Below are 26,238 nucleotides of genomic sequence, written 5' to 3'. Positions count from 1 at the left end.
GTATTTCCATTTTAAACCATTGGCAAGTTCGGTTTGTCAAGAGTTCGCTTCGCCGGTTGCTAGTGGGTTCAAGGGCTCTGCTAAACAAAAAGTTAGACTGTTTGTTCAATGATCCAATCTTGAGCTAAACCTATTAATTTAGTCCAGCGTGCAGGCATATTCGGTCGCAGTAAGAGCTCTGGATTAACCACTGGCACATTACCTTCTAACGCTGAGTGAGACCGTAAAAAGTTAAAGTAAGCCACAAAAAGCGTCACAAACGAAACAGACCCATGTTCGGACCCAAACCCGTGTGTTGAGCGATAATTGCCCTTAAATGTGCGATTGAGTCTTTCAATCACTTGTTTGAGAGGCCTATACTCCTTTGATACAGGATCTTCATTGGTAAGCCCAATGACCTGAGTAATGTCAAAGTGAATATCATGCTGGGCGTAAAAGTGTTGGGCTAAGAGATATATCGGATTGCCGTCCACCACAAATGTAAGATCTTCCGGAATCTCTTTAAATTTCATTAGGACATCATCAATGGCACGGATTGCTGTCGCTGTATCTCGATTTGCTGACACTGGATAAGACAGAATGATCTTTTTTACCGCATCAAAGAAGAAGAACAAGTAATGCCAACGACCTTGAACCCTAATATAGGTTTCGTCCCCACAGAACTGATCAGAAAGCTCGTAGGGATAGTGGTCTACGTAAGGTTTAAGGATTAATGCAACTGCGTTCTCGTAATTTAAAATGCTTTGATGCGATATAGAAACACCATGGATATCTTTCATGAGTGCAGCTGTCTTCCGGGCCGAAAGGCCATAGTTAACGTGATAGGTTAAAATAAGCCCCAATGTATGTGGCGACACATAAAGCCTGGCCAAGTCAACCTTTGGTTTCTTAGGAGAAGCCTTTGACAATGGCTGAAAATCAATGTGGAACTGCCGGAAGATATATCTTAATTTAAAGGCTTGTGGATCCTTTTTAAACTGTTTCTTCTCTTTCGCAGACATGCCATTCAGTTTCTGCTGGTAGTAGGAACAGTCATTATTTTTACACTTGTACACGTCAAAGTCTTTTCGCTCTTTGACTTTCTCAAGGGTCCTAGAACAATGAGGACACTTCAAAATAGCCTCCTTCGAATATCGATTTTTATCATTGAAAAGACAGGCACACACCTTACATTGAAACTGTCCTTTGCCTCCATTATTGGCATAAAGATAATCCGCTGGAGCACCACACTGCGGACATTTCATTGACTTGGGCACACATGCCTTTGTATTCGAACGCCTTTGAACAGGTTTTAGTTGTTTACCGTTCTTCTCCAGGTATTCGGTTAGGAGGCTTCGGTAATCAAGTTTCTGAATGGTTTCGATGATCGGAAGATCATCCACCTGGAGTTTACGATAAGGTTTATTTACAGGTTTTTCCTCAGGCTTTTCAAACATCCCCTTCCCAATAAGAAGGGTAAGTAATGTTCGAATTATTTGTTCTTGGTACTTAATAAAAGTTAATAAATAGGTTATAATTTGAGGGTACAAATTGTCACTTCCTATCTAGGTTGTTGAGAGTGTGGTAACCTCAATTATCCTTAGATTTAAGGGGGTGGCAATTTTTTTGCTTATAAAGCCCTCTATAATAGGATTCTATAGCCTATTTCTTATAAAAGTTTTTACAATACGAAAAACAATAGGAGGGGCATTAAATGAAATTCACGAAAAGAGCATTAGCCAGCATGTTTCTGGTCATTCTCATGCTTGCTTTGACAGCATGCGGTGGCGCAGGCAAGGAAAAAGCTTCAACTAAAGAAGGATCCAAAGAATCTTCAGGCAAAAAAATCACGATTTTCCAAAGTAAAGTAGAGATTTCTGATCAGTTAGAGAAACTTGCTAAAGAATACACGAAAGAAACTGGCGTTGAAGTAGAAGTATGGGGAACTACAGGAGATGACTATTTCCAACAATTACAAATCAAATTGAACAGTAAACAAGGCCCATCGATCTTCAGCCTGCAACACGTGAAAGAAGCAGAAAAATTAAAGTCATACACGTATGACATGAGTAATGAAGAGTATGTAAAAAATATTGCTCCAAATATGGAACTAAAATACGATGACAAAATTTTAGGTGTTCCATATGGCGTTGAAGGTTTTGGTTTGGTCTATAACAAAGATTTAGTGAAACCAGAAGACTTAAAGGATTATCAGTCTTTTAAAAGTACTTTAGAAAGATTAAAAGCAGATGGCGTTAATCCATTTGGCCTTTCTCAAGAAGCTTACTTCTTAATCGGACATATCAGCAACTATCCTTTCTCTGTACAGAAAGATCATTTTAAATTCATTGACCAATTAAGCGAAGGCAAGGTAACAATGGCTGAAACAAAAGAATTCCAAGAGTTTGGGAAATTCTTTGACGCGATTAAAGCCAATTCAGCAAACCCGCTTGATGTAACGTATGATGAAGAAATTGGTGATTTTGCTTCTGGAAAAACAGCGATGATTCACCAAGGTAACTGGGCTTATGGAATGCTTAAAGATTATGATTTAGGTTTTGAAATTGGCATGCTTCCATTCCCGCTTAACGGAAATGACAAATTATCAGTTGGTGTAGGTAATAACTGGGCAATCAACGGAACAAAAGATAAAGCAGAAATTAAGGCTGCAAACGACTTCATCAATTGGATGTTAAACAGTGATACTGGTAAAAAGTACATTGTTGAAGAGTTTGGATTCGTTCCTGCTATGACTAATATTGATCCAGGCGAACTTGATCCATTATCACAAGCTGTATTTGAAGCATCAAACAGCGGTAATACCATTCCTTGGGCGCAAAACTATTACCCAGCAAACGTCATTCCAAATGATTTCGCACCAGTTGCACAGGAATTCTTCTTAAATAAAAACATGACTGGTAAACAATTGATCGAAAAACTTGATGCTGCTTGGAAAAATGCAGTGAAATAAAAATAAAAAAGGATGGACACGCCTAAATCTTGGCGTGTCCAGTCATTCATTTTCACGATAATTAATAGAAAGAGGTGGTTAAGATGACAAAAAGGAAGAATCGGGGTTGGTATGCCTTATTTACAGCACCGCTTGTCATCATCTTTTCCGTTGTCGTAATCATTCCATTTCTAATCGGAATTTATTATTCCTTTTTTGACTGGGATGGGATTGCAGCGAACCCAATGGTTTTTGTTGGATTCGAGAATTATGCCAAATTATTTGATGATGCACGCTTTCTCCAATCCGCGTGGATTACAATTAAATTTACCGTCTTGGCAGTTATTTCTGTTAATATTGTGGGATTGGGATTTGCCCTCTTAGTCACATCCCAACTTAGAACAGCTAATACAGCACGTACGATGGTATTTATGCCTTATTTAATCGGCGGTCTATTGTTAGGTTATATTTGGCAATTTGTTTTCTCCGATGTTTTTACCCTGATTGGTGAGAAAACGGGATTGGACAGCATCTTTTTAAATTGGCTATTAGATCCTAAATATTCCTTGTATGCTTTAGTGGTAGTATTTACTTGGCAAATGGCTGGTTATATCATGATTATTTACATCGCAGGGATTCAAGCGATTCCCGGTGAACTAGTGGAAGCATCTAAGATTGATGGAGCAAATAATTGGCAAAGATTAAGACAAATTATTTTCCCTCTCTTAATGCCATCCTTTACCATCAGCCTGTTTTTAACCCTTTCTTCTGCATTTAAAATTTACGATACCAACCTATCTTTAACTGGTGGAGGCCCTGCCAATTCCACAGAAATGTTTGCGATGAATATTTACAATGAGATTTTTGGTTATGGGAATTATGGATTGGGTCAGGCTAAAGCGATTATCTTTTTCTTAATTGTCGCCGTCATTTCGTTAACACAAGTGTACTTAACGAAGAAGAGAGAGGTGGAAATGTGATGAAGTCAGCTAGTAAAATTCTCAGAGAAGTATTACTTCTATTAGTTGCCCTTTTCTTCTTATCTCCGATCTACATTATTTTTGTGAACTCATTCAAAGACCGTCAGGAACTATATGAAAATGTTCTTGCCTGGCCTAAGAATTTTGGATTTCAATACTACCTTGATGCGATGGAAAAAATGAACTTCCTGAATGCACTTGGTAACTCTTTATATATAACGATTATTTCCATCATCCTTGTTGTTATTTTATCTTCCATGACGGCCTGGATGTTAGCGAGAACGAACAATAAGCTAAGTAATGTTATTTTTATGACCTTTATTGCCACGATGTTAATTCCGTTTCAAACGATCATGATGCCTTTGATGCAGTTAATGGGGAACATTATGGATACACTTGGCATCCCAATGTTAAATACCCGAGAAGGGCTAATCTTTATGAACGTTGGATTCAACTCAAGTATTTCTGTTTTCTTATATCACGGTTTCATTAAATCTGTTCCAGTTTCGCTAGAAGAAGCAGCTACGATAGACGGGGCATCTAAGTTCGGTGTCTTTTGGAGAATTATTTTCCCTATTTTAAAACCAATAACGGTTACCGTCTTAATCATTAACACCATTAGCATTTGGAATGACTATCTATTACCTTCATTAACACTGACGGATAAGGACCTAAGAACGATCCCTCTATCAACCTTCTATTTCTTTGGCGAATTTACGATTCAGTGGAATTTGGCAATGGCTGGTTTACTACTAACGATGATTCCAATTGTTATCTTTTATATACTGGCTCAAAAGCACATCATTAAAGGGATTGGGGACGGTGCAGTTAAATAGTTCTTGGACGATTATTCTGCACTTGCTCCGAAAATCCCGCTTTCTCACTAGATTTTCAAGGTGAAAGGGTAGTACCTGCGAAGGAGGTTGTAACATGCGGGATTTTTCAGGATTAATGGGGAGAATTCATTGGCTGGCCGAATGGTTCATGCGCTTTACCATAGTCAATATCCTATGGTTTATAATAAATCTCCCAATCGGAATTATCGTTTTAAGTTCTCTTTTTCATGATTCAAGGGGTGCCATGATTATCCAAATGATGCCTGCTTTCCTTTTATTCCCGATCCTTTTTTTTCCTAGTACTGTAGCTATGTTTGAAGTAGCTCGCGATTGGTTATTGGAAAAAGAACAAAAGTCCCTTATCAAGACTTATTTTTCCTATTTTAAAGATAGCTACAAGAGAGCACTAGCAGCAGGTGTTGGCTGGGGAATCATCTGGGTTATCTGGATCATGGACCTGTCCTTTTTTAGTAAAGAAAATGACCTTTTAACGATCATCTTCATTATTATGGGACTTATTCTGTTCGTTATGAACATGAACTACTTCTCCTTAACGGCTCATTATCGGATGCGCGTAAGGGATTTGTTTAAGAATTCGTTCTTTCTTACATTCGGAATGCCGTTACTGTTCTTTATCATTCTGATAATAAACATTACCATCCTCTATTTAAGTACGAAGCTTTGGTTTTTGTTGCCATTTTTCTCAGGCTCCATTAGTGTGTTTTTCTCTTTCTATATGTTCTATAAATTTACGTTGAAAGTAGAAAAGAAAACATCCGTACAAAATGGGAAGTGATGTTGATATGACAGGAATTCTTAAAGACTAGCGGGCATTCATACTGAATTTATGATTGGTGAATAGGAGGTCATTGTACCATGGCTACAATAAAAGATGTTGCCAAAGCAGCAGGTGTTTCGATTGCTGTCGTTTCAAAAGCATTCAATAATTACCCGGATGTTAATGAAAAGACTCGACAACGAATTTTTGAGATAGCTAAGGAACTAGATTACTCACCTAATTTGGTTGCAAAAAATCTATCCTCAAAGAAACAAAGAACCATTGGATTAATCTCGTCCGGAGTTTTTAATCAAAATGAAAAGGACACCAATGCATACGATATTTTCAAGGGTGTTTATAAGGCAGTTGAAGAAAATGAGTATGAATTATCGATGTATTTAATCGATTCACAAAAACAAAGGCAAAAAAGCTATGCTCAATTTTGCAGTGAACGAAACATTGGCGGCGCTATATTACAAGGAATTCGAACGGATGATCCGTATTTTAACGAATTAATCAATACAAATATTCCTGTCGTCTATGTCGACATTTTAACAGAGGATCATAATAAATTAATTGGCAGTGTTTCGATTAATAATGCAAAAGCAAGTCAAGAGGTAGCTTGTTATTTATTGGAACGCCATCATCGTAACATTGTCATCATGGCGGGAACAAAAGAGACATATGTAAACATGGACCGGATAAAAGGTGTCAAGGCGGCTTATGATCAATATGGCCTGAAGATCCATGAGGAAGATATTCTTCATGCTGATTTTTCTGAGGTTAAAGCCTATGAATTAGCTAAAATTTATTTGCAGGAAAAATGCCCGACGGCGTTTCTCTGCTTTAGTGACCTGATGGCATATGGTGTGATGAAGGCAGTAAAAGAAGCAGGTTTACGAATTCCTGAGGATGTGTCCATTACTGGATTTGATAATCTGGTTTTCAGCGGCTATTCGGAACCAAAACTTACTACCGTTCATCAGGATTTTGTGGAAATTGGAAGACAATCAGCTCTCCTATTACAGAACTTGATGGAAAATAAGTTGGATACAAGACATGTATTTGTTCCCTATCAGCTAGTTGAACGCGGAACGGTTGGGGAAGCACGAGAGCTAGTTTAAGTTTGAATGGATGGGCCGAATGAAAAGGCCCTTTTATATAAAGAAATATCGCTTAAATGAAAGGAAACGACAATGAAACAGAATCCGAAAGCTTTCATATTTGATTTGGACGGGGTTATCACAGATACGGCAGAATTTCACTATTTGGCTTGGAAAAAGCTTGGAGATGAACTTGGTGTAACCATTGATAGAGAGTTTAATGAGCAGCTTAAAGGGATTAGCCGGATGGATTCCCTGGATAGAATCCTGGCATTACACCCATCTTTAACGGGGATGCCTTTGGTAGAAAAAGAGAAACTTGCGTATCAAAAGAATGAGCATTATATAGACTTGATTCAAACCATTACACCTGAAGACGTTTTACCTGGTATTGAAGAACTCTTTCAAAAACTGCAAGAGAATCATATTAAAATTGCTATTGGTTCCGCCAGCAAGAATGCCCCTATGGTATTGGAAAAGCTGGGCCTTACCCGTTACATCGATTATATTGTGGATGCAGCAAAAGTAACAAAAGGAAAGCCTGACCCGGAAACATTTACAACCGCTGCGGATTATCTAAACATTCCTTATGGTGAATGTGTTGGGCTAGAGGATGCAGCTGCTGGCATTCAAGCGATTAATCGGGCAGGCATGTTTTCCGTTGGAATTGGAGACAAGGAACACTTGGCGGCTGCTGATTATTTAGTAAGCGATACTACTCTATTAGACCTTGAAGAAATTTTAAAACAGTATAACTTTAAATAATTTACTATAGTGAGCGAGGCCGAGATTATGACATGGAAATTAACAAAGTCCGAGATTGATGAGGAAAATCTCTTAATAAATGAGAGCCTTTTATCTTTAGGTAATGGCTACCTTGGAGTCCGAGGGAATTTTGAAGAAGGGTACAAGGAGGGTTTTAAATCGATTCGTGGTACATACATTAATGCATTCCACGATGAGGTTGAGGTCAGTTACGGGGAAAAGCTATTCGCCTTTCCTGAGAAGCAACAAAAGATTGTCAATGTGATAGATGGACAAACGGTAGAAATCTATCTTGACGATGAACGTTTTTCATTATTTGAAGGCGAAATCATTCAGTTCCAACGCAATTTGCACATGGATGCAGGATTTTCTGAACGAATTGTTCACTGGAAATCCCCAAAAGGAAAAGAGGTAAATCTTTATTTTAAAAGACTAGTATCCTTTTCAACGAAAGAATTATTCGCGATTAATATAAAGATTGAGCCGATTAGCCCTATTCAGCAGGTAAGAATAGTTTCAACTGTAAATGGAGATGTATCTAATTTTGTTGATAAAAACGATCCTCGTGTTGCTTCCGGCCACGCAAAACGGCTCCATGTGACCGGTGTTCGTCAAGAAGAAGCCTATAGCATTGTGAAAGATCAAACATTTGCTACAAATTTAGAGGTTGCCTGTTTAAGTTTCTCCAAAGTGGAAGCGGAGAATGTTCAATGGGAGAGGAATGGATTAGATAGCAGTACAGCTGAGGTTTATCTGTTTGAAGGGAATCATACGATCCAATTTACCAAGTTCAACATTTACACGGACACGCTCCGACATGGGGATGATGTAGCTGAAAAGGCAGTGGAAGTCTATCAGCACACGAAAGAGAAGTCTTTTGGTGATCTTTTAGTGGAACAGAAAGGTTACCTGGATCAATTCTGGAAAAAATCTGATGTAAAAATCGGCGGGAATGAGGAGCTTCAACAATCCATCCGCTTCAGTCTATTCCAGCTGTTGCAATCGGCGGGTAAAGAACAAGTGAGTAACATTGCTGCGAAGGGCTTATCAGGAGAAGGATATGAGGGCCATTATTTCTGGGATACAGAAATTTATATGCTTCCCGTATTTTTAATGACTCAACCGGAAATTGCTAAAAATCTATTGCTGCATCGTTACTCTATTTTAGACAGCGCCCGTGCTCGTGCGAAAGAGATGGGACACAGTAAGGGGGCTCTCTTCCCTTGGCGGACGATCACAGGGCAGGAATGTTCAGCGTTCTTCCCGGCGGGCACAGCGCAATATCATATAAGTGCTGATATTGCCTATAGTTACATTCAATATTACTTAGTTACAAAGGATGAAGAATTCTTAAAGGATTATATGGCCGAAGTGCTATTCGAAACAGCTCGCCTCTGGGCAGATACGGGCCATATGCTAAATGGCCAATTTAGAATTGATAACGTCACGGGTCCAGACGAATATACTTGCATTGTAAACAATAACTATTACACCAATGCGATGGCCAAACATAATCTGCTTTGGGCTGCTAAGGTGTATTCTTTACTAAAAGATACGAATCATGACGTGTTAACAGAGTTGGCGGAAAGACTAGGTGTAACCGAAGCGGAAGTGGATGAATGGCAAGCCGCTGGGGAAAATATGTATCTTCCCTATGATGAGGAATATAAAATTTCTGCACAAGATGACAGCTTTTTATCAAAGGCGCGCTGGGATCTTGAAAATACGCCAAAAGTGAAATTCCCGCTATTGCTAAACTATCATCCATTAACCTTGTATCGTTATCAGGTTTGTAAGCAAGCCGACACCGTACTCGCTCATTTTCTGCTAGAGGATGACCAGGACTTTGACACCATTAAAAATTCGTATGATTACTACGAACAGGTAACGACTCATGATTCTTCTTTATCTTATTGTGTCTTCAGTATTATGGGCTCGAAGTTAGGCTATAAAGAGAAGGCTTATCGTTATTTTAATGAAACTTCCCGCTTGGATTTAGATAATACGCATGGAAATACGAAAGATGGCCTCCACCTAGCCAATATGGGCGGAACGTGGTTAGCCATCGTATTCGGATTTGCCGGTTTGAGAATAAAGGAAAGCGGCTTGTCCCTGTCTCCATCTCTTCCAGAAGACTGGACCTCACTCCAGTTCCAACTCCAATACCAAAACAGATTCCTTCAAATCCACATCGAAAAGGATGCTGTTACCTATCTGATCTTAGAAGGGGAAGAAATGACAATCACCCATCAGGGCGAAATCATCTCCCTCGTGAAAGGGAAAGAGGTTAGGGTATAAGGACCAGGGAATCAGGGGGGAACCATGGGTGGGACCAGGGGGACGGTTCTTATAGGGGACAATCGGAAGTTTTGCGCGTAAAAAGGCACAGCTAGTGAACTGAACTAGCTGTGCCTTAGTGCTTTCTAATGAAACGCGTCCATTTGCGCAAAATTTTTGATTGCCCGAGAAGAATGAAGTCGCGGCCCCCTTCTCTATGGGGATTCAATCTTTTTCTTACCCTATTAATTTTTGTTTTTTCTTCTATTTTGAATCTGCTACCAGCGTTCCTCTTTGATTTTCATTGTTTTTGGGTAAACTTTCCCCCTCCCCACTGAAGAGGCTTTTTAAAATGGTATTCAGTTTTTTCTGCTTAAGGCAGCCCGTCTGATACGGCAGCCACCAGGTGTGCTTTTTTACAGGAAGGACATAAAGTGATGTCTTTCCCAATAAGTTTAGAAACTATTTCAATGGTACTAAGTCCTTCAAAAGCTGGTTTGTAGACTCGGCTTTGGGTTAAAATCCTGCAGATTCTTAGTTTGGTTTTCTTATTCCGGTTGGCCAGTATTCCGTAATGCCTGATTTTCACTAATCCCTTCGGGAGAATATGCATGAGAAATCGGCGAATAAATTCCACACCTCTCATCGTAATAGTGTTTTTCCGACTATTGTCCCGATAATTTTTTGCCCGAAAGGTGACAGTATCTTTACCAATTGAAATAATTCGTTGATTGGAGATCGCGATTCGATGAGTATAACGGCCAAGATATTGCACCACTGCCAATGGACCTGAGAAGGTTCTTTTCGTATAGCTATACCAGTTTATTGAATAACATTTGTCTATTAACCGCTGAAATTGTTTTGGATCTTCGTAACTCTTTGCCTCGTTATAAAACTGGAGTCGGTTCTGTTCATAATATTGCTTTAAAAAGTATAGATACTTCCCACGGAATTTCTTAGATAACACTTTTACAGGGATGAAAAACTTATGACTGGAGTTACACCAGCGATTTAGTTTGTTTAATCCTCCAGCCAATACCACGGTATGAATGTGAGGATGATAATGCAAATTTTGACCCCAAGTATGCAAGACAGAAAAAAAACCGATTTGGGCTCCCAAATATTTAGGGTCTTGGGCTAGTTCCGATAAGGTCTCCGAGACGGCTTTATACATTAAATCATAAAGTAGTTTCTGATTATGATAAATTAACATGTGCAGCTGTTCCGGCATGGTAAAAACCACATGAAAATATGGGGCGTTAAGGATATCCTTTTTCCTTTTATCAATCCAGACCTCTTTTGTCACCCCTTGGCACGACGGGCAGTGCCGATTCCGGCAAGAATTATAACTTACTTGAGTATGACCACAATTATGACATCCATAGGCATGGCCACCGAGGGTGGCCGTTCTGCAGTTCATGATTGCCCTAGCTGCCTTGGCTTGCCCTTTTGATGGTCTGTACTTTTCTACATACATGGGATAGAATTTCCGAAAAATTTCTTGGATTGTACTCATGCCTTATCCCCTCCGGTATCTAAGGGGCTCTTGATTCCCATGACACTCTTGGAGGTCATATGCAGGTACGTTAAAGTAGTTTTCAAACTCTTATGCCCAAGCATCTGTTGGATGAACACTGGTTCCACCCCATCTTCTAAAAGATGCGTGGAAAAACAATGTCTAAGTGTATGAGCAGAAATATTCGGATCAAGTTGAAGCTTGTCTTTTAACTTAATTAAGGTATTTTTTATCGTTTTGACATGAATAGGGTCCGACTTATCTCGACCTGGAAATAACCAATCATTCCGTGTATAATCTTTGGAAAAGTAATGTTTAAAATATTCCCTCAGCACTATCAGTGCTGTCTCGGATAGAATGGTATATCGATTGGTATTGTGTTTAGCGTTTTGGACGCGAACTCGCATACTCTTACTATCAATATCGCAAATTTTTAATTTAGCTACTTCGCTAACTCGAAGTCCACTGCCGTAAATTAATGCAAGAATGGCTTTATGCTTCAAGTTATTGGTTGAATTTAATAGTAAAAGAACTTCTTCTTTAGGTGGGATGACAGGGAAACTTTGGGCTCTTTTCATCCTCGGAACCTTAATAGAATTCCATTCCTTTTCTAAAACATAGGTATAGAAGAACTTAATCGCAGAAATGTAATTATTAATGGTTCCTGGGGATAGACCCTTGTCTTTTTTGAGGTAAAGGATGTATTGTTGGACATCCTCCAAGGTCATTTCTTCTATGGGTCTAGTGTGTTCCTGCATATAACTCAGAAAAGCGTTCATTCTGCGCCAGTACGATTCTTTTGAGGAATCCGGGGTGCCCTTAAGCTCAAAGTATAACTCCACTTTTTGTTCATATTGATTCATGATGTTTCCTCCTGATGTTGATTAATAGCTAAGTAATAGATCAATAATCAGAAGGCAGGAGGAGCCCTGTTTGGAAAAGGGAAAATATGTAGATTTATTTTTTGGAAAGTGCGTGATATAATCTTCAAGTGAAAAAGTATGTCCTTCCTTGGTTGTTTTGTTTGGCGATAAAACAATACCACAGAGAACATACTTTTTCATTTTTTTTATACTTTTTTAGGTGCGAGTGGGGTTTTAAAAAGCCATCGCGTAGCGATTTCGTTCTTCTAGTGGTGCCTTTATTGAAAATCATTGAAGAGCAGCTTAGGCTAGTACTTGCTTAATTTTGTTCTAGGGTTGTTTTAGGAAGAGAAGGATAAAGTCTAAAAGCAAGTAGAGGGTATAGGAAACAAGTTGTAGAAACATTGCTGCTAAGTTCTACTCCACCTCTAACGAAATTTTCTGGACCTATTCAACAAAAACTTCCTAATGAGTGGGGTTACCAGTCCTCCTCATGTGAATGTATAAAGTAGCCCTCGTTCTCATATTTGTTTAATGATGGAAGTTTTTAAAGGGGGCTACACTGTGAAATATACAAGATCGATTACGATTGGACTTATTGCGCTGATTTTGGTCGTTGTAGGATTTTCGTCTGTAACCACTGTCGAATCGGGAAACAGGGGTGTGCTGGTGCAGTTGGGTGCTGTTAAACCGACCATTTTATCGGAGGGTTTACATTTTAGGATCCCATTTATCCAATCTGTTCAACAGATTGAGGTCCGGGTCCAAAAGGAGGAAAGCTCCCAGTCGGCGGCCTCGAAGGATCTTCAAATGGTCACGACAAAGGTTGCGGTCAACTATTCGGTTGATCCGGAAGCGGTCAATAAACTCTATCAGGAAATTGGTCTGGATTACCGCTCCCGCATTGTGGACCCGGCCATTGCCGAAGCACTGAAGGCGGTTACCGCTCAGTATACGGCAGAGGAATTAATCTCGAAACGCCCTGAGGTATCCGCGAAAGTGAAGGATATGCTGTCGGATAAATTAACGAAATACTTTATGCTGCTTGAGGATATCAATATTAAGGAATTTGCGTTTAGCGAAGAATTTAATAAAGCGATTGAAGCGAAACAAACAGCCGAGCAAAATGCCTTGCGTGCCCAACGGGATCTCGAAAGAATCAAAATTGAAGCGGAACAGAAAGTGGCACAAGCCGGAGCCGAAGCCGAAGCACTACGGCTGAAGAAACAAGAAGTCACCCCCGAATTAATCCAACTAAAACAAATCGAAGTCCAAGAAAAAGCCCTAGAAAAATGGGATGGCCGCCTTCCAAGCGTTACTGGAGGTGCCACTCCATTTATCGATATTAATGGGTTAGGGAATTAGTCGGACCAGGGGGGACCAGGGGGACGGTTCTGGTGGTGACGTCCGTATAAAAGTCGATTATAAGACTTGTCCCCTTAGAGCGGGGATGGTCTTTACACAGGTTTTATTAGATAAAAAGATGAGAAAAGGATGCTCTCCAGTGAGGGCATCCTTTATTTAGTCTCGCACGTCCCATTATGCCTGCTTCAATGCTGCTTCGATTTCGCTCTTGAGTTCCTGTGCAGAAATTTCTGTTGGGTATTGGTATTCTTTGTTGTTGATGAAGACCGTTGGCACCATTTTTACGCCCCGACGTATCGCTTCAGCGATGACGTTAAGGCTGGTATCGATGTTGTTCGGTTCCTCTTTCAGTCCATATTTTTCGGCAAGCATATGCTTAATATCGTGGTTCGTCCACTTATCCCACACAGCTTGCTCCGCAAATAATTCCTTCATAATTTCCCTCACTCGATCTGGATTTTCATAATCGAGATGAGTATTGACTAAGGCACCGATGAGCAGCATTTCCCGTGGTTTGTCATAATGTTTGACGATATACTGTACTTGGCCGTTTTCCAAGTATTCTGGCAGTACCTCCTCCGCCATCGCAAAATACGAGGCGCAATATGGGCAGGCTAGATTTAAAAACACTTCCACCTTTATGGGTGCATACTCCTTGCCGTAGCTTAACTGTGCATTCTCCACTTGAATTGTCATGTTTCATCCTCTTTTTCTATAAAAATGTAATTTTCTAACTTTTATAAAGTGTAATAATTCCTACTAATATTGTCAACTTTATTGAACTAGTACTTTAGCACTTAAATCCGAGTAAACTTGTTTGACTAATTAGTTTTTAATATTTATAATTTGTTAATGTTGTAAAAATTTTAATAATTAAAACAGAGGGGGAAACAACATGAAGAAAGGACTTATTTGGCTAGTAGGTATTCTGATGGTTTTTGCACTTGCAGCCTGCAATACAAAGCCAGAATCGTCTTCAAAAACAGCAGGGGAAGCAACAAAATCCGACACGCCTGCAGAAACGGTAAAAATTGGATTTCAAAAAGGGAATATTCTACATATCCTAAAATCACGCGGCAACCTGGACAAAGCGTTGGAGAAACAAAATATTAAAGTAGAATGGGTGGAAATGCCTACAGGCGGTGCTCTGCTCGAGGCTCTGAACACCAATAATATTGACTTCGGCCATGCTGCAGATGCAAATGCTGTATTTGCTCAAGCATCAGGTATGCCGCTTGTATACGTTGCATCCGAACATCCAAATCCGGAAGGTCTGGCAATTATTGTTCAAGGCGATTCCAATATCAAGACAGTCAAAGACTTAAAAGGCAAAAAGATTGCGATTGGTAAAGGGTGGAACTCCCATTATTTACTCATGAAAGCCCTGCAAAAAGAGGGACTAACAACAAAGGATGTTGAATTTGCTTGGGTAAAGGATGCCTCTGAAGGCCGCGCTGCGTTCGAATCAAAGCGTGTTGACGCCTTAGGTTTCTGGGACCCGTTCTTGGCGGTGCTGCAGGATGACGTCAATCCAAAAATCTTGATTAACGGCGAAGGTTACACCAACAACCGAACTTACCTGTTTGCGACAGAAGATTTTTCAAAGAATCATAGTGATGTGTTGAAAACGATTTTGGAAGAGTTAAATAAATCCGACCAATGGGCAAACGAAAACAAGAAAGAAGTGGCCAAAATGCTGGCTGATGCTCTCGGCATTCCAGTGAAGGCGTTGGAGAAGACGATTGACCGCCGCACCTTTGGCGTTCAAGAAATCACAGATGAAGTGGCCGCAGAGCAGCAAGATATTGCTGATACATTTTTACAAGAAGGCTTAATTGAAAAAGAAGTTTCCGTTTCCAATTCGATTACAAAAGACCCTAAATGGCTGCCGGAAAGTGTGAAATAGATCAATGAAGAAGACTAAGACAATGGAAGGAATCGTTCCGTGGGTTCTGCCAGTGGTGCTGCTAATCCTGTGGCAAATCGCCTCAAGCAGTGAATGGATCCCGTCCCGATTGTTTCCGGCCCCAACCGTCATCGTTCAAACGTTCATAGAGGAGCTGCAATCCGGTATCTTGCTTCACCATCTTGGCATCAGTACGTATCGGGCGCTGGTCGGGCTGCTTATCGGCGGCGGCATTGGGTTTATTTTAGGACTGATTAATGGATTATTTCCGTTCGCGGGCAAGTTTTTTGATTCGACGATCCAAATGATTCGGAATGTCCCGCATCTAGCGTTAATTCCGCTGATTATCATTTGGCTTGGAATTGGCGAAACCGCCAAGATTTTTCTAGTAGCACTCGGGGTCCTGTTCCCGATCTATGTGAATACCTACCATGGGATTCGGACCGTTGACCGTGTATTAATCGAAATGGGCCGCGTGTATGGACTTCGTTCCTGGGAGCTTTTTCGAAAAATTATCCTGCCGGGGGCACTGCCATCTATTTTCGTTGGCTTGCGCTATGCGTTGGGATTGATGTGGCTGACGTTAATCGTCGCCGAAACGATTGCATCGGATTCAGGGATTGGGTACATGGCGATGAACGCCCGGGAATTCATGAAGACGGATGTCATCATCTTAAGTATCATAATTTATGCGTTGCTCGGGAAGCTCGCCGATGTGCTGGCGAAATGGATCGAGGAAAAGACGTTGAAATGGCATCCAAGCTATGCAAAACAGAAATAGGTTTGAGGTAGGTGAATCACACATGGAACAAGGAGCAGGTCTTCAGGTATCGCAGATTTCGAAGTCATTTGGCAGCGTGGCGGTCCTGGAAAAGCTCGACTTGACGGTGCAGCAGGGAGAATTTATTTCGATCGTCGGACGCAGCGGCTGCGGGAAGAGTACATTCTTACGGTTGTTGGCCGGTCTGGATGAGCCGACAACGGGGGATATTCAGTTGAATCAGCAGACGATTAAGGGGATCAACCCGGAGGTTCGGGTCATGTTCCAGGAATCGCGGCTGCTGCCGTGGATGACGGTGGTCGAAAATGTGGAGATTGGCCTGAATGATCAGTCGTCTTTATCAAAGGAAGAAAAGCGAAAACAGGCATTGGGGATGCTGGAGCAGGTGGGGCTGAAGGGCCGTGAAAATGAGTGGCCGCATGTGTTGTCGGGCGGGCAAAAGCAGCGGGTATCGCTGGCACGGGCGTTAATCAGCCGGCCCAAGCTGTTATTGCTTGACGAGCCGCTGGGCGCACTGGATGCCTTTACTCGTTTGGAAATGCACCAGCTCATCTTAAAGCTGTGGCATGAACATCGATTTACTGCGTTTCTTGTTACCCATGATGTTGCCGAAGCTATTTCCTTGGCTGACCGCATTCTCTTGCTGGAGAAAGGCAAAATTGCCATGGACCTGCCTGTTGAGATTGAACGTCCGAGGGAGCGGGAGGACCATCATGTGTCCGAACTGGAGACGAAGGTAATTCGGCGGGTAATGCATACTTAGTTTCGTTTTCAGATAGTGATGGTGAGTTACAACACATAGGTGTGAGGATGATGAAACTGATAATTTCTCCCCACCGGATCACATTTTAAGCTTATAAGACTGGGAAGGGAGGTGTTTTTTGCACTTCCCTTTTCTAATGAATTTTCTCATAACGTTTTCTCACTGTTTTTTTCCTAAAAAGGCCCGACTAGCGCTAGTCGGGCTTTTGTTCGTTTTCAATCACCGTATAGCATTCGGAAAACGCTATTTAGCCGTTGTTCAAATTTTAGTCAAACCATTATTAACACTTTGTGAACATAACACTACGACTATGGTGCTAATAGAGAAAATCCAATATATTGTAAATGTAAGGAGCAAACATTAATACGGAGCAAGAAAAAATAAGGGGGAAACAAAAATGTTCAACAAATTTTTAAGAGAAAATAAGATTTCAGCTGCACTATTACTAGTGATTCGTTTATATCTTGGTTATTCTTGGTTCACAGCAGGTATTCATAAATTAACAGACGGGTTCGATGCTGCCGGCTTCCTAAAAGGTGTTACCGCTAATCCTGTAAAAGGTCCTGATGGCGCCGTGGTTTATGGCTGGTATGTAGAATTCCTTAAAGGCTTCGCACTTCCAAATGTAGATATTTTCAACATCGTCGTTCCTGTCGGTGAAACACTTATCGGTTTGGGCTTACTGCTAGGCTGCTTAACCACAGCGGCAATGTTCTTCGGCTTAGTAATGAACTTTTCATTCTTCATGGCTGGAACCGTATCTCATAACCCAACAGATATCCTCTTAGGCTTCATCATCTTGGCAGCAGGCTACAACGCCGGCCGTTACGGCTTAGACCGCTGGGTGGTTCCATTCATCCGCAAAACTGCAAAGCTAAATAATGACAAAGGTGCAACAAAGACAACTGCATAAAGAGAAGGCCAGGGGATGATTCTCCTGGCTTTTTTTTGCTTCAGGAAGAATATTTTCATATTACCGTACCAAAGACCCATTCATCAATCATCTATATTTATCCGTATACTTCCAACCCAATACCATAAAATAATCTCAGTTAAACAACTGGAAAAAGTGGAGGGAATTTCTTGGGTATTTTCGATAAAACAAAACCAAACAAATTGACCGCTGCGGAAGTATCCGCTCTTTGGCTGCAATATATGGGTGATAGTATGGCCATTTGTGTTTACAAATATTTTCTTAACATTGTTAAAGACATAGAGATCAAACCCATTCTACTAAATGCATTACAGTTAGCAGAAAGCCATATTACAAAAATCACCGAATTCTTAAATAGTGCTAACTTCCAAATCCCTCGAGGATTTACGGAGAATGATGTGAATGTAAATGCCCCTCGTTTGTTTTCGGACCAGTTTTTACTTTTTTATTCCTATATTATGACCATTCATGGGGTGACTGCCTATAGCTTGGCGATGACAAACGCGGAGCGGCAGGACATTCAACATTATTTTTTCGAATGTACGGTTTCATCTAAGGAATTATTCCAAAAAATATTGAGATTGGCAGTAAACCAGCCAAAATATACAAGCGTTCCATCGATTCCTTCTCCTCAAGGCGTGAAGTTTATGGAATCGCCAGGATTTATTTCGAATTTAATCGGGGACAAGAGACCGCTCAATAGTTCTGAAATCAGTACCCTTTTCTTTAATTCAACAAAAACTGGATTTATCAGGTCGTTAAGTTTAGCCTTTAGTCAGGTTGCGGTGCGTGAAGATGTTCGCGATTTTATGTTAAAAAACGTTACATTGGCAGGGAAAGATGCTCAAAGCTTTGATGTGATTTTACAGGAGGATAAGTTACTAATACCTGAGAAGTGGGATGATGAGATTACCGATTCTACTGTAAGTCCCTTTTCTGACAAGTTAATCATGTTTCACGCGGGGTTTTTGGTCAATGCTGCTCTTACTTATTATGGTGCATCGCTAGGTTCCAGTTTACGGTCGGATATAATCTTAAACTATAGCAAGGTATTTGCCCATGCCATGGAGGCTGGGGCCATTTCCTACAATATTATGGTTAAACATGGATGGCTAGAAAAACAGCCTGAGTCTAAATGATTGGGAAGTATGGCAAGCTAAATAGAAAAAAGTAAGGAGTATGCAAATGTTCGTAGCAGTCATTAGAATAGGACTCTTTATCAGCCCTAAGTCCAGTGATTGATGGGACCAGGGGGACGGTTCTTGTGGTCCCATGGCTAGGAACCAGGAGAAGCAGGAAATTTGACTATGGATGTCGAATTACTTGTACAAAAACTTTAAAACTTCCTGCTTACTCAGGCAATCAAAAATTTTGCGATAATTCCTTAGAAGTAATTCCTTTAGATTAAAATTCCGTTTACTTATAAAGTGCTTCGAAACTTGAGCAAAACTTCCGATTGCCTATATTAGAACCGTCCCCATGGTTCCCTCACTTTACAAAATGTTTGTCACCGTTAAAGACTGGTTCGCTGGTGTTGGGCAAGTACCAGAGTGTTTTGAGGTTAATGCCTTTTTCGGCGAACATGGCGGTGAGTTCTTCGATATAGATGCCGCGTGTTGGGTCGCAGGAGGGGCTGCTTTGGATGCCTAGGATTCCGGCAATTTCATAACCGTTTTTCAGGTAATCCTCTGCCTGCCATAGGACGGACTGCAAAATTTCACGGCAGTGCTTCCGGTATTCCGGCGTATTGTATTGCTCGTATGTCATCGACGGCCGGTCTAATCCTAGGAACGTAAATTCCGGACAAGGGAGCTGGAGGAATCCGTAGCCTTGCTTCATCGCCCATTCCACCACTGAAAAAATCGCTCCCTCTGCACGGGCTTCCTCTGGAATGACGGTATTCTGATTTAATATACAATGAGAGACTATGAGAATCTGTTTGCTACGCTGCATGCCGGTTCTCCTTTTTCTTAATCAGTTTTGAAAAATTAGGCAGCCTTGTGATCATGAACATGACGAGCAGGCAGGTGACAATTTTATCAACAAAGTTTCCGGTAATTCGCGAAATAAATGTGGAAGCAAACACACTTTCACCGGCAGCCCTAGCCCAAAGCACCACTAAATCCATCCCGCTGCCATTCAAGCCGCCATACACGGCAACGGCAATCGGTGTGCCGATTAATGGGGCAATGACTGATAAAATAAGTCCAGTAATTAGTGCAATATACCATTTGGTAAAATCGAATTTCTTCGCCATATAGCCAACTACCAAGGCAATGGCCACGTTCACAAGTCCAAAGAAAATAGCAGATGGTCCTGTTGTAATCCCGAGCACGACATTCGTCAACGCCCCCGCTAACGCTCCCCACCATGGGCCGAATAAAACGGCCACTAATACTGTTCCAATACTGTCCAGGAATAACAACGGAATTTTCATGGCCGAAACAACGGTCCCTAAAATGACGTTTAAGGCGATTCCCATTGCAGAATAGGTTAAAATCATCGTTTTGCTTGTTTTCATGTGTTCCTCTCCCTTTTCATGATTATTTTTTAAATAATAAATCTGTAAACTCTTTGATAATCGGGCGATTTTCTGCTTCTTTTAGGGTAGTAAAATAAAAGCTGCGTTGAATCGGATCAATGTTTTCGATCATTTGCACGCGATTCGCCTTCACGGCGGGGAGTGCGGCCAGTTTTGAAATAAAGCTGACCCCAAGCCCGGCTTCGACAGCGGCAATCACTCCCTCCGTGCTCCCGATGGATAAGCCAATTTTTAAATCTGTTACTTCAAGCCCAAGCCCCGCCAAAAATTCTTCCATTCTCTTTCTGGTGCCAGAACCACTTTCGCGGACGACAAATTCATAGTGGGGCAGCTCGATGAAATTGGGCTCAAGGGTGTGGGTGAGCGGGTGCTCATTCGGTGTGATTAACACAAGCGAGTCATATGTAATTAGTGTGGACCTTATTTTCGCAGAATCTGGCTTCATCCCCACGATGGCGGCATCTACTTGTTGGTCAAGCAGTTTTCTTAGCGTGACTTCCGAATCATTGATGTCGATGGATACCTCCACCTTTGGAAACTGATCGCGAAAGGTCTTCAACAAACCGGGAACGAGGTACGTACCTGGAATGGTGCTGGCGCCTATCGTTAAACTTCCGGTTAACGTGTCTTGAAAGCCTAGCAAATCATCTTCGAGTTTCCGCCATCGCTGTGCTAATTCTTTTGCTGCCTGGTAAACTAAAGTCCCAGCAGCCGTTGGTTTCAACCCAGATACTCCACGGTCGAGTAAGACTTGACCGAGGTCCTCTTCTAAACTTTTAATCTTGAGGCTAATAGCCGGCTGGGAACTGTTGAGCGCTGCTGCCGCTTCGGAAAAACTGCCCTTTTCCACAACCAATATTAATGCCTGAAGTTTATTTAGATTCATATGCTTGCTCCTAGAATATTAGTATTTTTTATATTTATTATTTAAAAATTTTATATAGCACTATTTTACCAGACCAAAACTGGAATTCATATCCTGATTTTTGACGATTTTGGTAAAAGGGTAGAAGTATGTTTGGTGGCTCCAGGGGGGCTCCATGGGGACGGTTCTAATATAGGCAATCGGAAGTTTTGCTCAAGTTTCGAAGCACTTTATAAGTAAACGGAATTTTAATCTAAAGGAATTACTTCTAAGGAATTATCGCAAAATTTTTGATTGCCTGAGTAAGCAGGAAGTTTTAAAGTTTTTGTACAAGTAATTCGACATCCATAGTCAAATTTCCTGCTTCTGGTGGTGCCGGAACCAGTAGAACCGTCCCCATGGTTCTTTCTACTTCAACACTAATCCTTTCGCCTTCTCCCGTGCTCCCTTACGCCACAGTTTGACCGCCGATACCGATATATTTTCCCTTTTGGCGATTTCCTTTACTGATAAATCATCCATGATGGTATAGAACATCCATTTTCGCTGGTTTGGTGTCATGGTTTCACAGTAGGATTGAAGGATTTCCGCTTCTAATGGGTTGTCTGTATGGTACTCGCCCGTATTCTCCCAGAACTCCTCACTCGGACAGATACTCCTTTGCTGGTACCTGAATTCTTTGTCCAACTGCTTCAGCAAGCTGCCTTTAATATAGGTATAGGCATAGTTTGTAAAGTTCCCCTTGCTGGGGTCAAAGCGGATGCTGGCCTCCCACAGTGAAATGAGGCCATTTTGGTAAAATTCATCCTGGTTCCTATAAATATGAAGTGAGTTGATAATTTTGTGAATCATCGGCTTGTACTGCTCTGCTAACTGTTCAAAACTTTCCAAAGGTAGTCCCTTTCAGGAAAGCGCGCTTTGCCATGTATTCCCGGGTACCTCTACCATATCGGGAAAAGCCGATTCTATCGAACTGCCCTTTTTCACTTTTGGCGCCCAAAACAATACAAAACTAGCGAAATTTGCGTTTAAAATTACTTTTTGAAGCGTTTTTTTGCGATTTGAGTCAGATTTGCTATGAATTTGAAATGGGCTCGGCGGGACCACGGGGACGGTTCTAATATAGGCAATCGGAAGTTTTGCTCAAGTTTCGAAGCACTTTATAAGTAAACGGAATTTTAATCTAAAGGAATTACTTCTAAGGAATTATCGCAAAATTTTTGATTGCCTGAGTAAGCAGGAAGTTTTAAAGTTTTTGTACAAGTAATTCGACATCCATAGTCAAATTTCCTGCTTCTAGTGGCGCCATTAGTGGCGAAAAACCCGGTAGAACCATGGAAGGCGGGGATACTGCTATGCTTCCAGAATGCCGGAGGACTTGGATTCCCTTGGCTCTCATCTTTGTTTTGGAAAGCAATGGATAAATGAGGGGACATTCTCGCAGGGACCAAGAGAACCGTCCCCATGGTCCCCCCATGGTCCTTCCCTCTTTTTTAATATTCATAAATTTCTTAATTGATATTTACTATTTATAAAATGAATTGTAGTATATTAATTGTAGTTATAAGTTGACACTTTATTTTAAATTTAGTCAAAAGTATGCATTTTTCTACAAAGTTTATGGTTTTTTACATAGGTAGAGTACAACGTGGAGGTGGTTTGGCATGATTCGGTTTGATTCTGTTAACAAGTATTATGGGGACTTTCATGTTCTCAAAGATATTAATCTCGAAATTCAAAAGGGAGAAGTGGTCGTGGTCATCGGTCCTTCGGGGTCGGGGAAAAGTACGCTGCTCCGCTGCATTAATCACTTGGAAACCATCACGGATGGCGAATTGACGGTTAATGGTGTGAAAGTAAATGACAAAAAAACAAACATCAATGAGCTAAGACGTAATATCGGTATGGTTTTTCAACATTTTAACTTATATCCGCATAAAACCGTGCTGGATAACATCACGATAGCACCGACCATGGTGCTAAAACAGTCAAAAGAGGAAGCGGAGAAAACAGCCAGATATTATTTGGAAAAAGTAGGGATTCCAGATAAGGCAAATTCATTTCCATCCCAGCTGTCTGGAGGCCAGCAGCAGCGGGTGGCGATTGCCAGGGGATTGGCGATGAAGCCTGAGATTATGCTGTTCGATGAGCCGACATCGGCACTCGACCCTGAAATGATTGGGGAAGTACTTGATGTTATGAAAAATTTGGCGAAGGAAGGGATGACGATGGTCGTCGTTACCCATGAGATGGGCTTTGCCAAAGAAGTGGCCGACCGGATTATCTTTATGGACCAGGGGAGAATTCTTGAAGAGGGAAAACCGGCTGATTTTTACGCGAATCCAAAAGAAGAAAGAGCACGCGTATTTCTTAGCCGTATTTTAAATCATTAAAAGAACTAAGGGGGATTTACATGTTTAAGAGTAAAACAATGAAACTTGCCGGTGCACTTTTATTATCGGCATCGATGCTGCTGGCAGCATGCGGCAAAGACGATGAAGCAGCTTCAGGTTCAGCATCTAAAAATGCGCTGGAGCAAATTAAAGACAAGGACAAAATTGTTGTCGGTGTAAAATTCGATACAAGACTTTTTGGTCTTAAGAACCCATCCAGCGGTGAAGTCGAAGGTTTTGATATTGATATTTCAAAAGAATTGGCCAAAGAAATTGTCGGTGACGAGAAAAAGATTGAGTTTAAAGAGGTTACCTCCAAAACTCGTATCCCGATGTTAAACAATGGCGATATCGATATGATCGTTGCCACGATGACGATTTCTGAAGAGCGCAAAAAAGAAGTTGACTTCTCTGACGTCTACTTTGATGCAGGTCAATCCTTGCTTGTTAAAAAAGGAAGCCCAATCAAAGGCCTTGATGATCTGAAAAAGGGGACGAAGGTTCTTGCGGTTAAAGGCTCCACATCCGCAGTAAACATTCGTGAAAAAGCACCAGATACCACTGTTTTGGAGTTTGAAAACTATACAGAAGCGTTCACAGCCTTAAAGTCTGGTCAAGGGGATGCATTAACAACGGACGACTCTATCCTATATGGAATGGTTGACCAAGATCCAAGCTACACATTAGTAGGCGGTACTTTTACAGAAGAGCCTTACGGAATTGCTGTTAAAAAAGGCAATAAAGAATTAGTTGATGCCATCAATGACGCTTTGAAGAAGCTGAAGGACAATGGAAAGTATGACGAAATCCATGATAAATGGATCAAAAACAACTAACATCTAGTGATATCAGGATGGGCGCGGTAGTGCCCATCCTGACCACTTCTTATGAAAAAGGGGGGAAATCAAGATGATTGATTTTTCTATTCTGGTCGATAATCTCGATACATATTTAGAAGGCTTTAAAAATACGATATTTGCCAGTCTCATCGGCCTGGTTGGGAGCTTTGTCATTGGTGTGATTGTTGCCGTAATGAGAATTGCCCCAATCAAACCGTTAAACTGGATTGGAACCGCGTATGTGGAGTTTATTCGAAACATTCCTCTTCTTATCATTGCCTTCTTCTTCTATGTCGGTCTTCCTGCTGTTGGCGTTACGTTGACCGGTTTTGTTGCAGGGACGATTGCCCTTTCCATTTATACAGCGTCGTTTATTGCCGAAGCGATTCGAGCGGGCATCCAATCTGTTCCGAAAGGGCAAATGGAGGCAGCTAGGTCATCGGGCCTTACTTATATTCAGGCGATGAGGACGATTATCTTGCCGCAAGCGATCAAAATCGTGATCCCGCCAATTGGCAACCAGTTTATTAATCTTGTAAAAAACTCATCCATTTTAGGTATCATTGCCGGGCTGGATTTAATGTACTTTGGTGATATTGTTTCCTCCACCACTTTCGTTACCTTTGATGTGTATATTTTTGTCGCATTATTCTATCTTGTGTTGACCATACCACTAAGTCTTGGCGTTGGCTATTTGGAAAAACGCCTGGCTAGAAATTAAGGAGGGGAATTATGGATATTGCAGGAGCACTTTCAGCCGATCATTTAAAATTCCTCGCCGAAGGTTTATGGGTGACGTTATACATTGCCTTTATTTCGATTATCCTAAGTTTTGTTATTGGTATTCTGTTAGGAACGTTGCGGTTTGCCAAGATTCCGGTTGTCTCAAAAGTTGTGGCTGTCGTGATCGAAACGATTCGGAATATGCCGCTGCTGCTGATTATCTTCTTTACCTTTTTCGCGCTTCCGGAAGTCGGACTCAAGCTAAGCGTCACGGCTGCAGCGATATCCGCTTTAACGGTATTTGAATCGGCGATGCTGGCGGAGATTGTCCGCGGCGGGTTGAATTCCATCGATAAAGGCCAAATTGAAGCAGCACGGTCATCAGGGTTAACCTACATCCAAACGTTACGGCATATTGTGATGCCGCAAGCGCTTCGGAGAATGATCCCTCCGATCGTCAGCCAATTTATCTCATTATTGAAAGACACGTCCCTATGTGTCATCATCGCCCTGCCGGAATTCATGCATAATGCGCAAATCATCTATGCCCAAAATGTAAACTTCATCATACCAGTCTTCGTCCTCGTAGCATTCATGTACTTCATCGTCAACTACTGCCTGTCATTAGTAGCACGCAGACTGGAAAGCAAGCAAGCGTAAGTGAGCCACGGGAGCCGGGGGGACGGTTCTCGTGGCTCCTTTGCTTAGGAGGATGCAGGGGGCCGTTCTTTCTTACATTGCTTTGGCGAGCTGGTAAATCTTTTGAAGCCATTTCCGGCGAGACACATAGGTTGTCGCAAATAAAAAGGGAAATTTCGCAAATGAAATGGCGAAAATCGCAAATAAAAGCACCATCCCCACAAATAAACGTTGAAACCGCGCAAATAAATAACCCAATGAGCATAACCCAAATTACATATCCCAAAAAAGTCCCTTTCAAGTTAGGACCAAAATAGGTCCGGGTGTAACTGTGTGAAAGGGACTTTAACTTTTATTTGCAAGCAAATGATTTAAAAAATTGCAAAGGCAACTTATATCGACATGGTTAAATCACTATGTGAAAAGTTCGATATGATACCA

25 protein-coding genes are annotated in these 26,238 nt (G+C 41.3%); 17 read left to right on the top strand and 8 right to left on the bottom strand.

What is annotated here, in order from left to right; all coding sequences use genetic code 11:
• Positions 1-92: 92 nt before the first annotated feature.
• Complete coding sequence (locus ACZ43M_RS24765) at positions 93-1,529, bottom strand: IS6 family transposase (protein ID WP_464504863.1); 1,437 nt, start codon at positions 1,527-1,529, stop codon at positions 93-95.
• A 164-nt stretch (positions 1,530-1,693) separates the two neighbouring features.
• Here ACZ43M_RS24765 and ACZ43M_RS24760 point away from each other — a divergent pair, with 164 nt between their 5' ends.
• The 7 genes from ACZ43M_RS24760 (at position 1,694) to ACZ43M_RS24730 (ending at position 9,689) form a co-directional block, all read left to right on the top strand.
• Positions 1,694-2,950 carry a sugar ABC transporter substrate-binding protein gene (locus ACZ43M_RS24760; RefSeq protein WP_464505187.1) on the top strand — a complete coding sequence of 419 codons (1,257 nt, stop codon included), beginning with the start codon at positions 1,694-1,696 and terminating at the stop codon, positions 2,948-2,950.
• Positions 2,951-3,033: 83 nt separating this feature from the next.
• Positions 3,034-3,909 carry a carbohydrate ABC transporter permease gene (locus ACZ43M_RS24755; protein ID WP_464505186.1) on the top strand — a complete coding sequence of 292 codons (876 nt, stop codon included), beginning with the start codon at positions 3,034-3,036 and terminating at the stop codon, positions 3,907-3,909.
• Positions 3,909-4,745: a carbohydrate ABC transporter permease gene (locus tag ACZ43M_RS24750; RefSeq protein ID WP_464505185.1), complete on the top strand. Its 837-nt coding sequence runs from the start codon at positions 3,909-3,911 to the stop codon at positions 4,743-4,745. Before ACZ43M_RS24755 ends, ACZ43M_RS24750 begins: the two co-directional genes overlap by 1 nt.
• 94 nt (positions 4,746-4,839) lie before the next feature.
• Positions 4,840-5,541: a YesL family protein gene (locus ACZ43M_RS24745; RefSeq protein ID WP_464505184.1), complete on the top strand. Its 702-nt coding sequence runs from the start codon at positions 4,840-4,842 to the stop codon at positions 5,539-5,541.
• A gap of 80 nt (positions 5,542-5,621) precedes the next feature.
• Positions 5,622-6,647: a LacI family DNA-binding transcriptional regulator gene (locus ACZ43M_RS24740; RefSeq protein ID WP_464505183.1), complete on the top strand. Its 1,026-nt coding sequence runs from the start codon at positions 5,622-5,624 to the stop codon at positions 6,645-6,647.
• A gap of 72 nt (positions 6,648-6,719) precedes the next feature.
• Positions 6,720-7,391 (top strand): beta-phosphoglucomutase, encoded by a 672-nt coding sequence (gene pgmB / locus ACZ43M_RS24735; protein WP_464505182.1) that lies wholly within the window; start codon positions 6,720-6,722, stop codon positions 7,389-7,391.
• Positions 7,392-7,418: 27 nt separating this feature from the next.
• Positions 7,419-9,689: a glycoside hydrolase family 65 protein gene (locus ACZ43M_RS24730; RefSeq protein WP_464505180.1), complete on the top strand. Its 2,271-nt coding sequence runs from the start codon at positions 7,419-7,421 to the stop codon at positions 9,687-9,689.
• A gap of 352 nt (positions 9,690-10,041) precedes the next feature.
• Here ACZ43M_RS24730 and ACZ43M_RS24725 read toward each other — a convergent pair whose 3' ends face one another.
• Positions 10,042-11,184: an IS91 family transposase gene (locus tag ACZ43M_RS24725; protein ID WP_464503642.1), complete on the bottom strand. Its 1,143-nt coding sequence runs from the start codon at positions 11,182-11,184 to the stop codon at positions 10,042-10,044.
• Entirely contained in the window at positions 11,181-12,047 is an 867-nt protein-coding gene (locus ACZ43M_RS24720) for a tyrosine-type recombinase/integrase (protein ID WP_464503641.1), read from the bottom strand. Before ACZ43M_RS24720 ends, ACZ43M_RS24725 begins: the two co-directional genes overlap by 4 nt.
• A gap of 564 nt (positions 12,048-12,611) precedes the next feature.
• Between ACZ43M_RS24720 and ACZ43M_RS24715 the strand changes: the two genes are divergently transcribed.
• Positions 12,612-13,412 (top strand): prohibitin family protein, encoded by an 801-nt coding sequence (locus ACZ43M_RS24715; protein ID WP_464505179.1) that lies wholly within the window; start codon positions 12,612-12,614, stop codon positions 13,410-13,412.
• A gap of 174 nt (positions 13,413-13,586) precedes the next feature.
• Here the strand turns inward: ACZ43M_RS24715 and ACZ43M_RS24710 are convergent, their stop codons facing one another.
• Complete coding sequence (locus ACZ43M_RS24710) at positions 13,587-14,108, bottom strand: thioredoxin domain-containing protein (protein WP_464505178.1); 522 nt, start codon at positions 14,106-14,108, stop codon at positions 13,587-13,589.
• 199 nt (positions 14,109-14,307) lie between these two features.
• Here ACZ43M_RS24710 and ACZ43M_RS24705 point away from each other — a divergent pair, with 199 nt between their 5' ends.
• The 5 genes from ACZ43M_RS24705 (at position 14,308) to ACZ43M_RS24685 (ending at position 18,935) form a co-directional block, all read left to right on the top strand.
• Positions 14,308-15,318 (top strand): aliphatic sulfonate ABC transporter substrate-binding protein, encoded by a 1,011-nt coding sequence (locus ACZ43M_RS24705; protein ID WP_464505177.1) that lies wholly within the window; start codon positions 14,308-14,310, stop codon positions 15,316-15,318.
• A 4-nt stretch (positions 15,319-15,322) separates the two neighbouring features.
• On the top strand, positions 15,323-16,099 hold the full coding sequence (gene ssuC / locus ACZ43M_RS24700) for an aliphatic sulfonate ABC transporter permease SsuC (protein WP_464505176.1): 777 nt from the start codon (positions 15,323-15,325) through the stop codon (positions 16,097-16,099).
• 22 nt (positions 16,100-16,121) lie between these two features.
• Positions 16,122-16,862, top strand: a complete 741-nt coding sequence (locus ACZ43M_RS24695) for an ABC transporter ATP-binding protein (RefSeq protein ID WP_464505175.1) — start codon at positions 16,122-16,124, stop codon at positions 16,860-16,862.
• A gap of 397 nt (positions 16,863-17,259) precedes the next feature.
• Positions 17,260-17,775 (top strand): DoxX family membrane protein, encoded by a 516-nt coding sequence (locus tag ACZ43M_RS24690; RefSeq protein WP_464505174.1) that lies wholly within the window; start codon positions 17,260-17,262, stop codon positions 17,773-17,775.
• 170 nt (positions 17,776-17,945) lie between these two features.
• On the top strand, positions 17,946-18,935 hold the full coding sequence (locus ACZ43M_RS24685) for a DUF3231 family protein (RefSeq protein WP_464505173.1): 990 nt from the start codon (positions 17,946-17,948) through the stop codon (positions 18,933-18,935).
• Positions 18,936-19,284: 349 nt separating this feature from the next.
• Here the strand turns inward: ACZ43M_RS24685 and ACZ43M_RS24680 are convergent, their stop codons facing one another.
• The 4 genes from ACZ43M_RS24680 to ACZ43M_RS24665 form a co-directional block, all read right to left on the bottom strand.
• Positions 19,285-19,749, bottom strand: coding sequence for a CD3072 family TudS-related putative desulfidase (locus ACZ43M_RS24680; protein WP_464505172.1), 465 nt, complete (start codon positions 19,747-19,749; stop codon positions 19,285-19,287).
• Positions 19,739-20,317: a CD3073 family putative ECF transporter S component gene (locus ACZ43M_RS24675; protein WP_464505171.1), complete on the bottom strand. Its 579-nt coding sequence runs from the start codon at positions 20,315-20,317 to the stop codon at positions 19,739-19,741. Before ACZ43M_RS24675 ends, ACZ43M_RS24680 begins: the two co-directional genes overlap by 11 nt.
• Before the next feature lie 22 nt (positions 20,318-20,339).
• Positions 20,340-21,224 carry a selenium metabolism-associated LysR family transcriptional regulator gene (locus ACZ43M_RS24670; protein WP_464505170.1) on the bottom strand — a complete coding sequence of 295 codons (885 nt, stop codon included), beginning with the start codon at positions 21,222-21,224 and terminating at the stop codon, positions 20,340-20,342.
• A gap of 387 nt (positions 21,225-21,611) precedes the next feature.
• The gene (locus tag ACZ43M_RS24665) at positions 21,612-22,094 is read right to left on the bottom strand and encodes a sigma-70 family RNA polymerase sigma factor (protein ID WP_464505169.1); all 483 of its coding nucleotides are present in this window, start codon (positions 22,092-22,094) and stop codon (positions 21,612-21,614) included.
• A gap of 773 nt (positions 22,095-22,867) precedes the next feature.
• Here ACZ43M_RS24665 and ACZ43M_RS24660 point away from each other — a divergent pair.
• The 4 genes from ACZ43M_RS24660 to ACZ43M_RS24645 all read left to right on the top strand — a co-directional run bounded on the left by ACZ43M_RS24660 (position 22,868) and on the right by ACZ43M_RS24645 (position 25,818).
• Positions 22,868-23,596, top strand: a complete 729-nt coding sequence (locus ACZ43M_RS24660) for an amino acid ABC transporter ATP-binding protein (RefSeq protein WP_464505168.1) — start codon at positions 22,868-22,870, stop codon at positions 23,594-23,596.
• 20 nt (positions 23,597-23,616) lie between these two features.
• Positions 23,617-24,432 carry a transporter substrate-binding domain-containing protein gene (locus tag ACZ43M_RS24655; RefSeq protein WP_464505167.1) on the top strand — a complete coding sequence of 272 codons (816 nt, stop codon included), beginning with the start codon at positions 23,617-23,619 and terminating at the stop codon, positions 24,430-24,432.
• Between the two features lie 73 nt (positions 24,433-24,505).
• A complete protein-coding gene (locus ACZ43M_RS24650; RefSeq protein WP_464505166.1) occupies positions 24,506-25,156 on the top strand; it encodes an amino acid ABC transporter permease in 651 nt (216 codons plus the stop codon).
• 11 nt (positions 25,157-25,167) lie between these two features.
• Positions 25,168-25,818: an amino acid ABC transporter permease gene (locus ACZ43M_RS24645; RefSeq protein WP_464505165.1), complete on the top strand. Its 651-nt coding sequence runs from the start codon at positions 25,168-25,170 to the stop codon at positions 25,816-25,818.
• The last annotated feature ends 420 nt before the right edge of the window (positions 25,819-26,238 follow it).

Source organism: Neobacillus sp. B24 (genome assembly GCF_055381825.1).
This window is presented reverse-complemented; position numbering and strand designations above follow the sequence as displayed.

Bases quoted from the DNA above. Each gene is read 5' to 3' on its own strand.
- ACZ43M_RS24760 (WP_464505187.1), top strand. From the start codon at position 1,694: ATGAAATTCACGAAAAGAGCATTAGCCAGCATGTTTCTGGTCATTCTC.
- ACZ43M_RS24755 (WP_464505186.1), top strand. From the start codon at position 3,034: ATGACAAAAAGGAAGAATCGGGGTTGGTATGCCTTATTTACAGCACCG.
- ACZ43M_RS24750 (WP_464505185.1), top strand. From the start codon at position 3,909: ATGAAGTCAGCTAGTAAAATTCTCAGAGAAGTATTACTTCTATTAGTT.
- ACZ43M_RS24745 (WP_464505184.1), top strand. From the start codon at position 4,840: ATGCGGGATTTTTCAGGATTAATGGGGAGAATTCATTGGCTGGCCGAA.
- ACZ43M_RS24740 (WP_464505183.1), top strand. From the start codon at position 5,622: ATGGCTACAATAAAAGATGTTGCCAAAGCAGCAGGTGTTTCGATTGCT.
- pgmB (WP_464505182.1), top strand. From the start codon at position 6,720: ATGAAACAGAATCCGAAAGCTTTCATATTTGATTTGGACGGGGTTATC.
- ACZ43M_RS24730 (WP_464505180.1), top strand. From the start codon at position 7,419: ATGACATGGAAATTAACAAAGTCCGAGATTGATGAGGAAAATCTCTTA.
- ACZ43M_RS24725 (WP_464503642.1), bottom strand. From the start codon at position 11,184: ATGAGTACAATCCAAGAAATTTTTCGGAAATTCTATCCCATGTATGTA.
- ACZ43M_RS24720 (WP_464503641.1), bottom strand. From the start codon at position 12,047: ATGAATCAATATGAACAAAAAGTGGAGTTATACTTTGAGCTTAAGGGC.
- ACZ43M_RS24710 (WP_464505178.1), bottom strand. From the start codon at position 14,108: ATGACAATTCAAGTGGAGAATGCACAGTTAAGCTACGGCAAGGAGTAT.
- ACZ43M_RS24705 (WP_464505177.1), top strand. From the start codon at position 14,308: ATGAAGAAAGGACTTATTTGGCTAGTAGGTATTCTGATGGTTTTTGCA.
- ssuC (WP_464505176.1), top strand. From the start codon at position 15,323: ATGAAGAAGACTAAGACAATGGAAGGAATCGTTCCGTGGGTTCTGCCA.
- ACZ43M_RS24695 (WP_464505175.1), top strand. From the start codon at position 16,122: ATGGAACAAGGAGCAGGTCTTCAGGTATCGCAGATTTCGAAGTCATTT.
- ACZ43M_RS24690 (WP_464505174.1), top strand. From the start codon at position 17,260: ATGTTCAACAAATTTTTAAGAGAAAATAAGATTTCAGCTGCACTATTA.
- ACZ43M_RS24680 (WP_464505172.1), bottom strand. From the start codon at position 19,749: ATGCAGCGTAGCAAACAGATTCTCATAGTCTCTCATTGTATATTAAAT.
- ACZ43M_RS24675 (WP_464505171.1), bottom strand. From the start codon at position 20,317: ATGAAAACAAGCAAAACGATGATTTTAACCTATTCTGCAATGGGAATC.
- ACZ43M_RS24670 (WP_464505170.1), bottom strand. From the start codon at position 21,224: ATGAATCTAAATAAACTTCAGGCATTAATATTGGTTGTGGAAAAGGGC.
- ACZ43M_RS24660 (WP_464505168.1), top strand. From the start codon at position 22,868: ATGATTCGGTTTGATTCTGTTAACAAGTATTATGGGGACTTTCATGTT.
- ACZ43M_RS24655 (WP_464505167.1), top strand. From the start codon at position 23,617: ATGTTTAAGAGTAAAACAATGAAACTTGCCGGTGCACTTTTATTATCG.
- ACZ43M_RS24650 (WP_464505166.1), top strand. From the start codon at position 24,506: ATGATTGATTTTTCTATTCTGGTCGATAATCTCGATACATATTTAGAA.
- ACZ43M_RS24645 (WP_464505165.1), top strand. From the start codon at position 25,168: ATGGATATTGCAGGAGCACTTTCAGCCGATCATTTAAAATTCCTCGCC.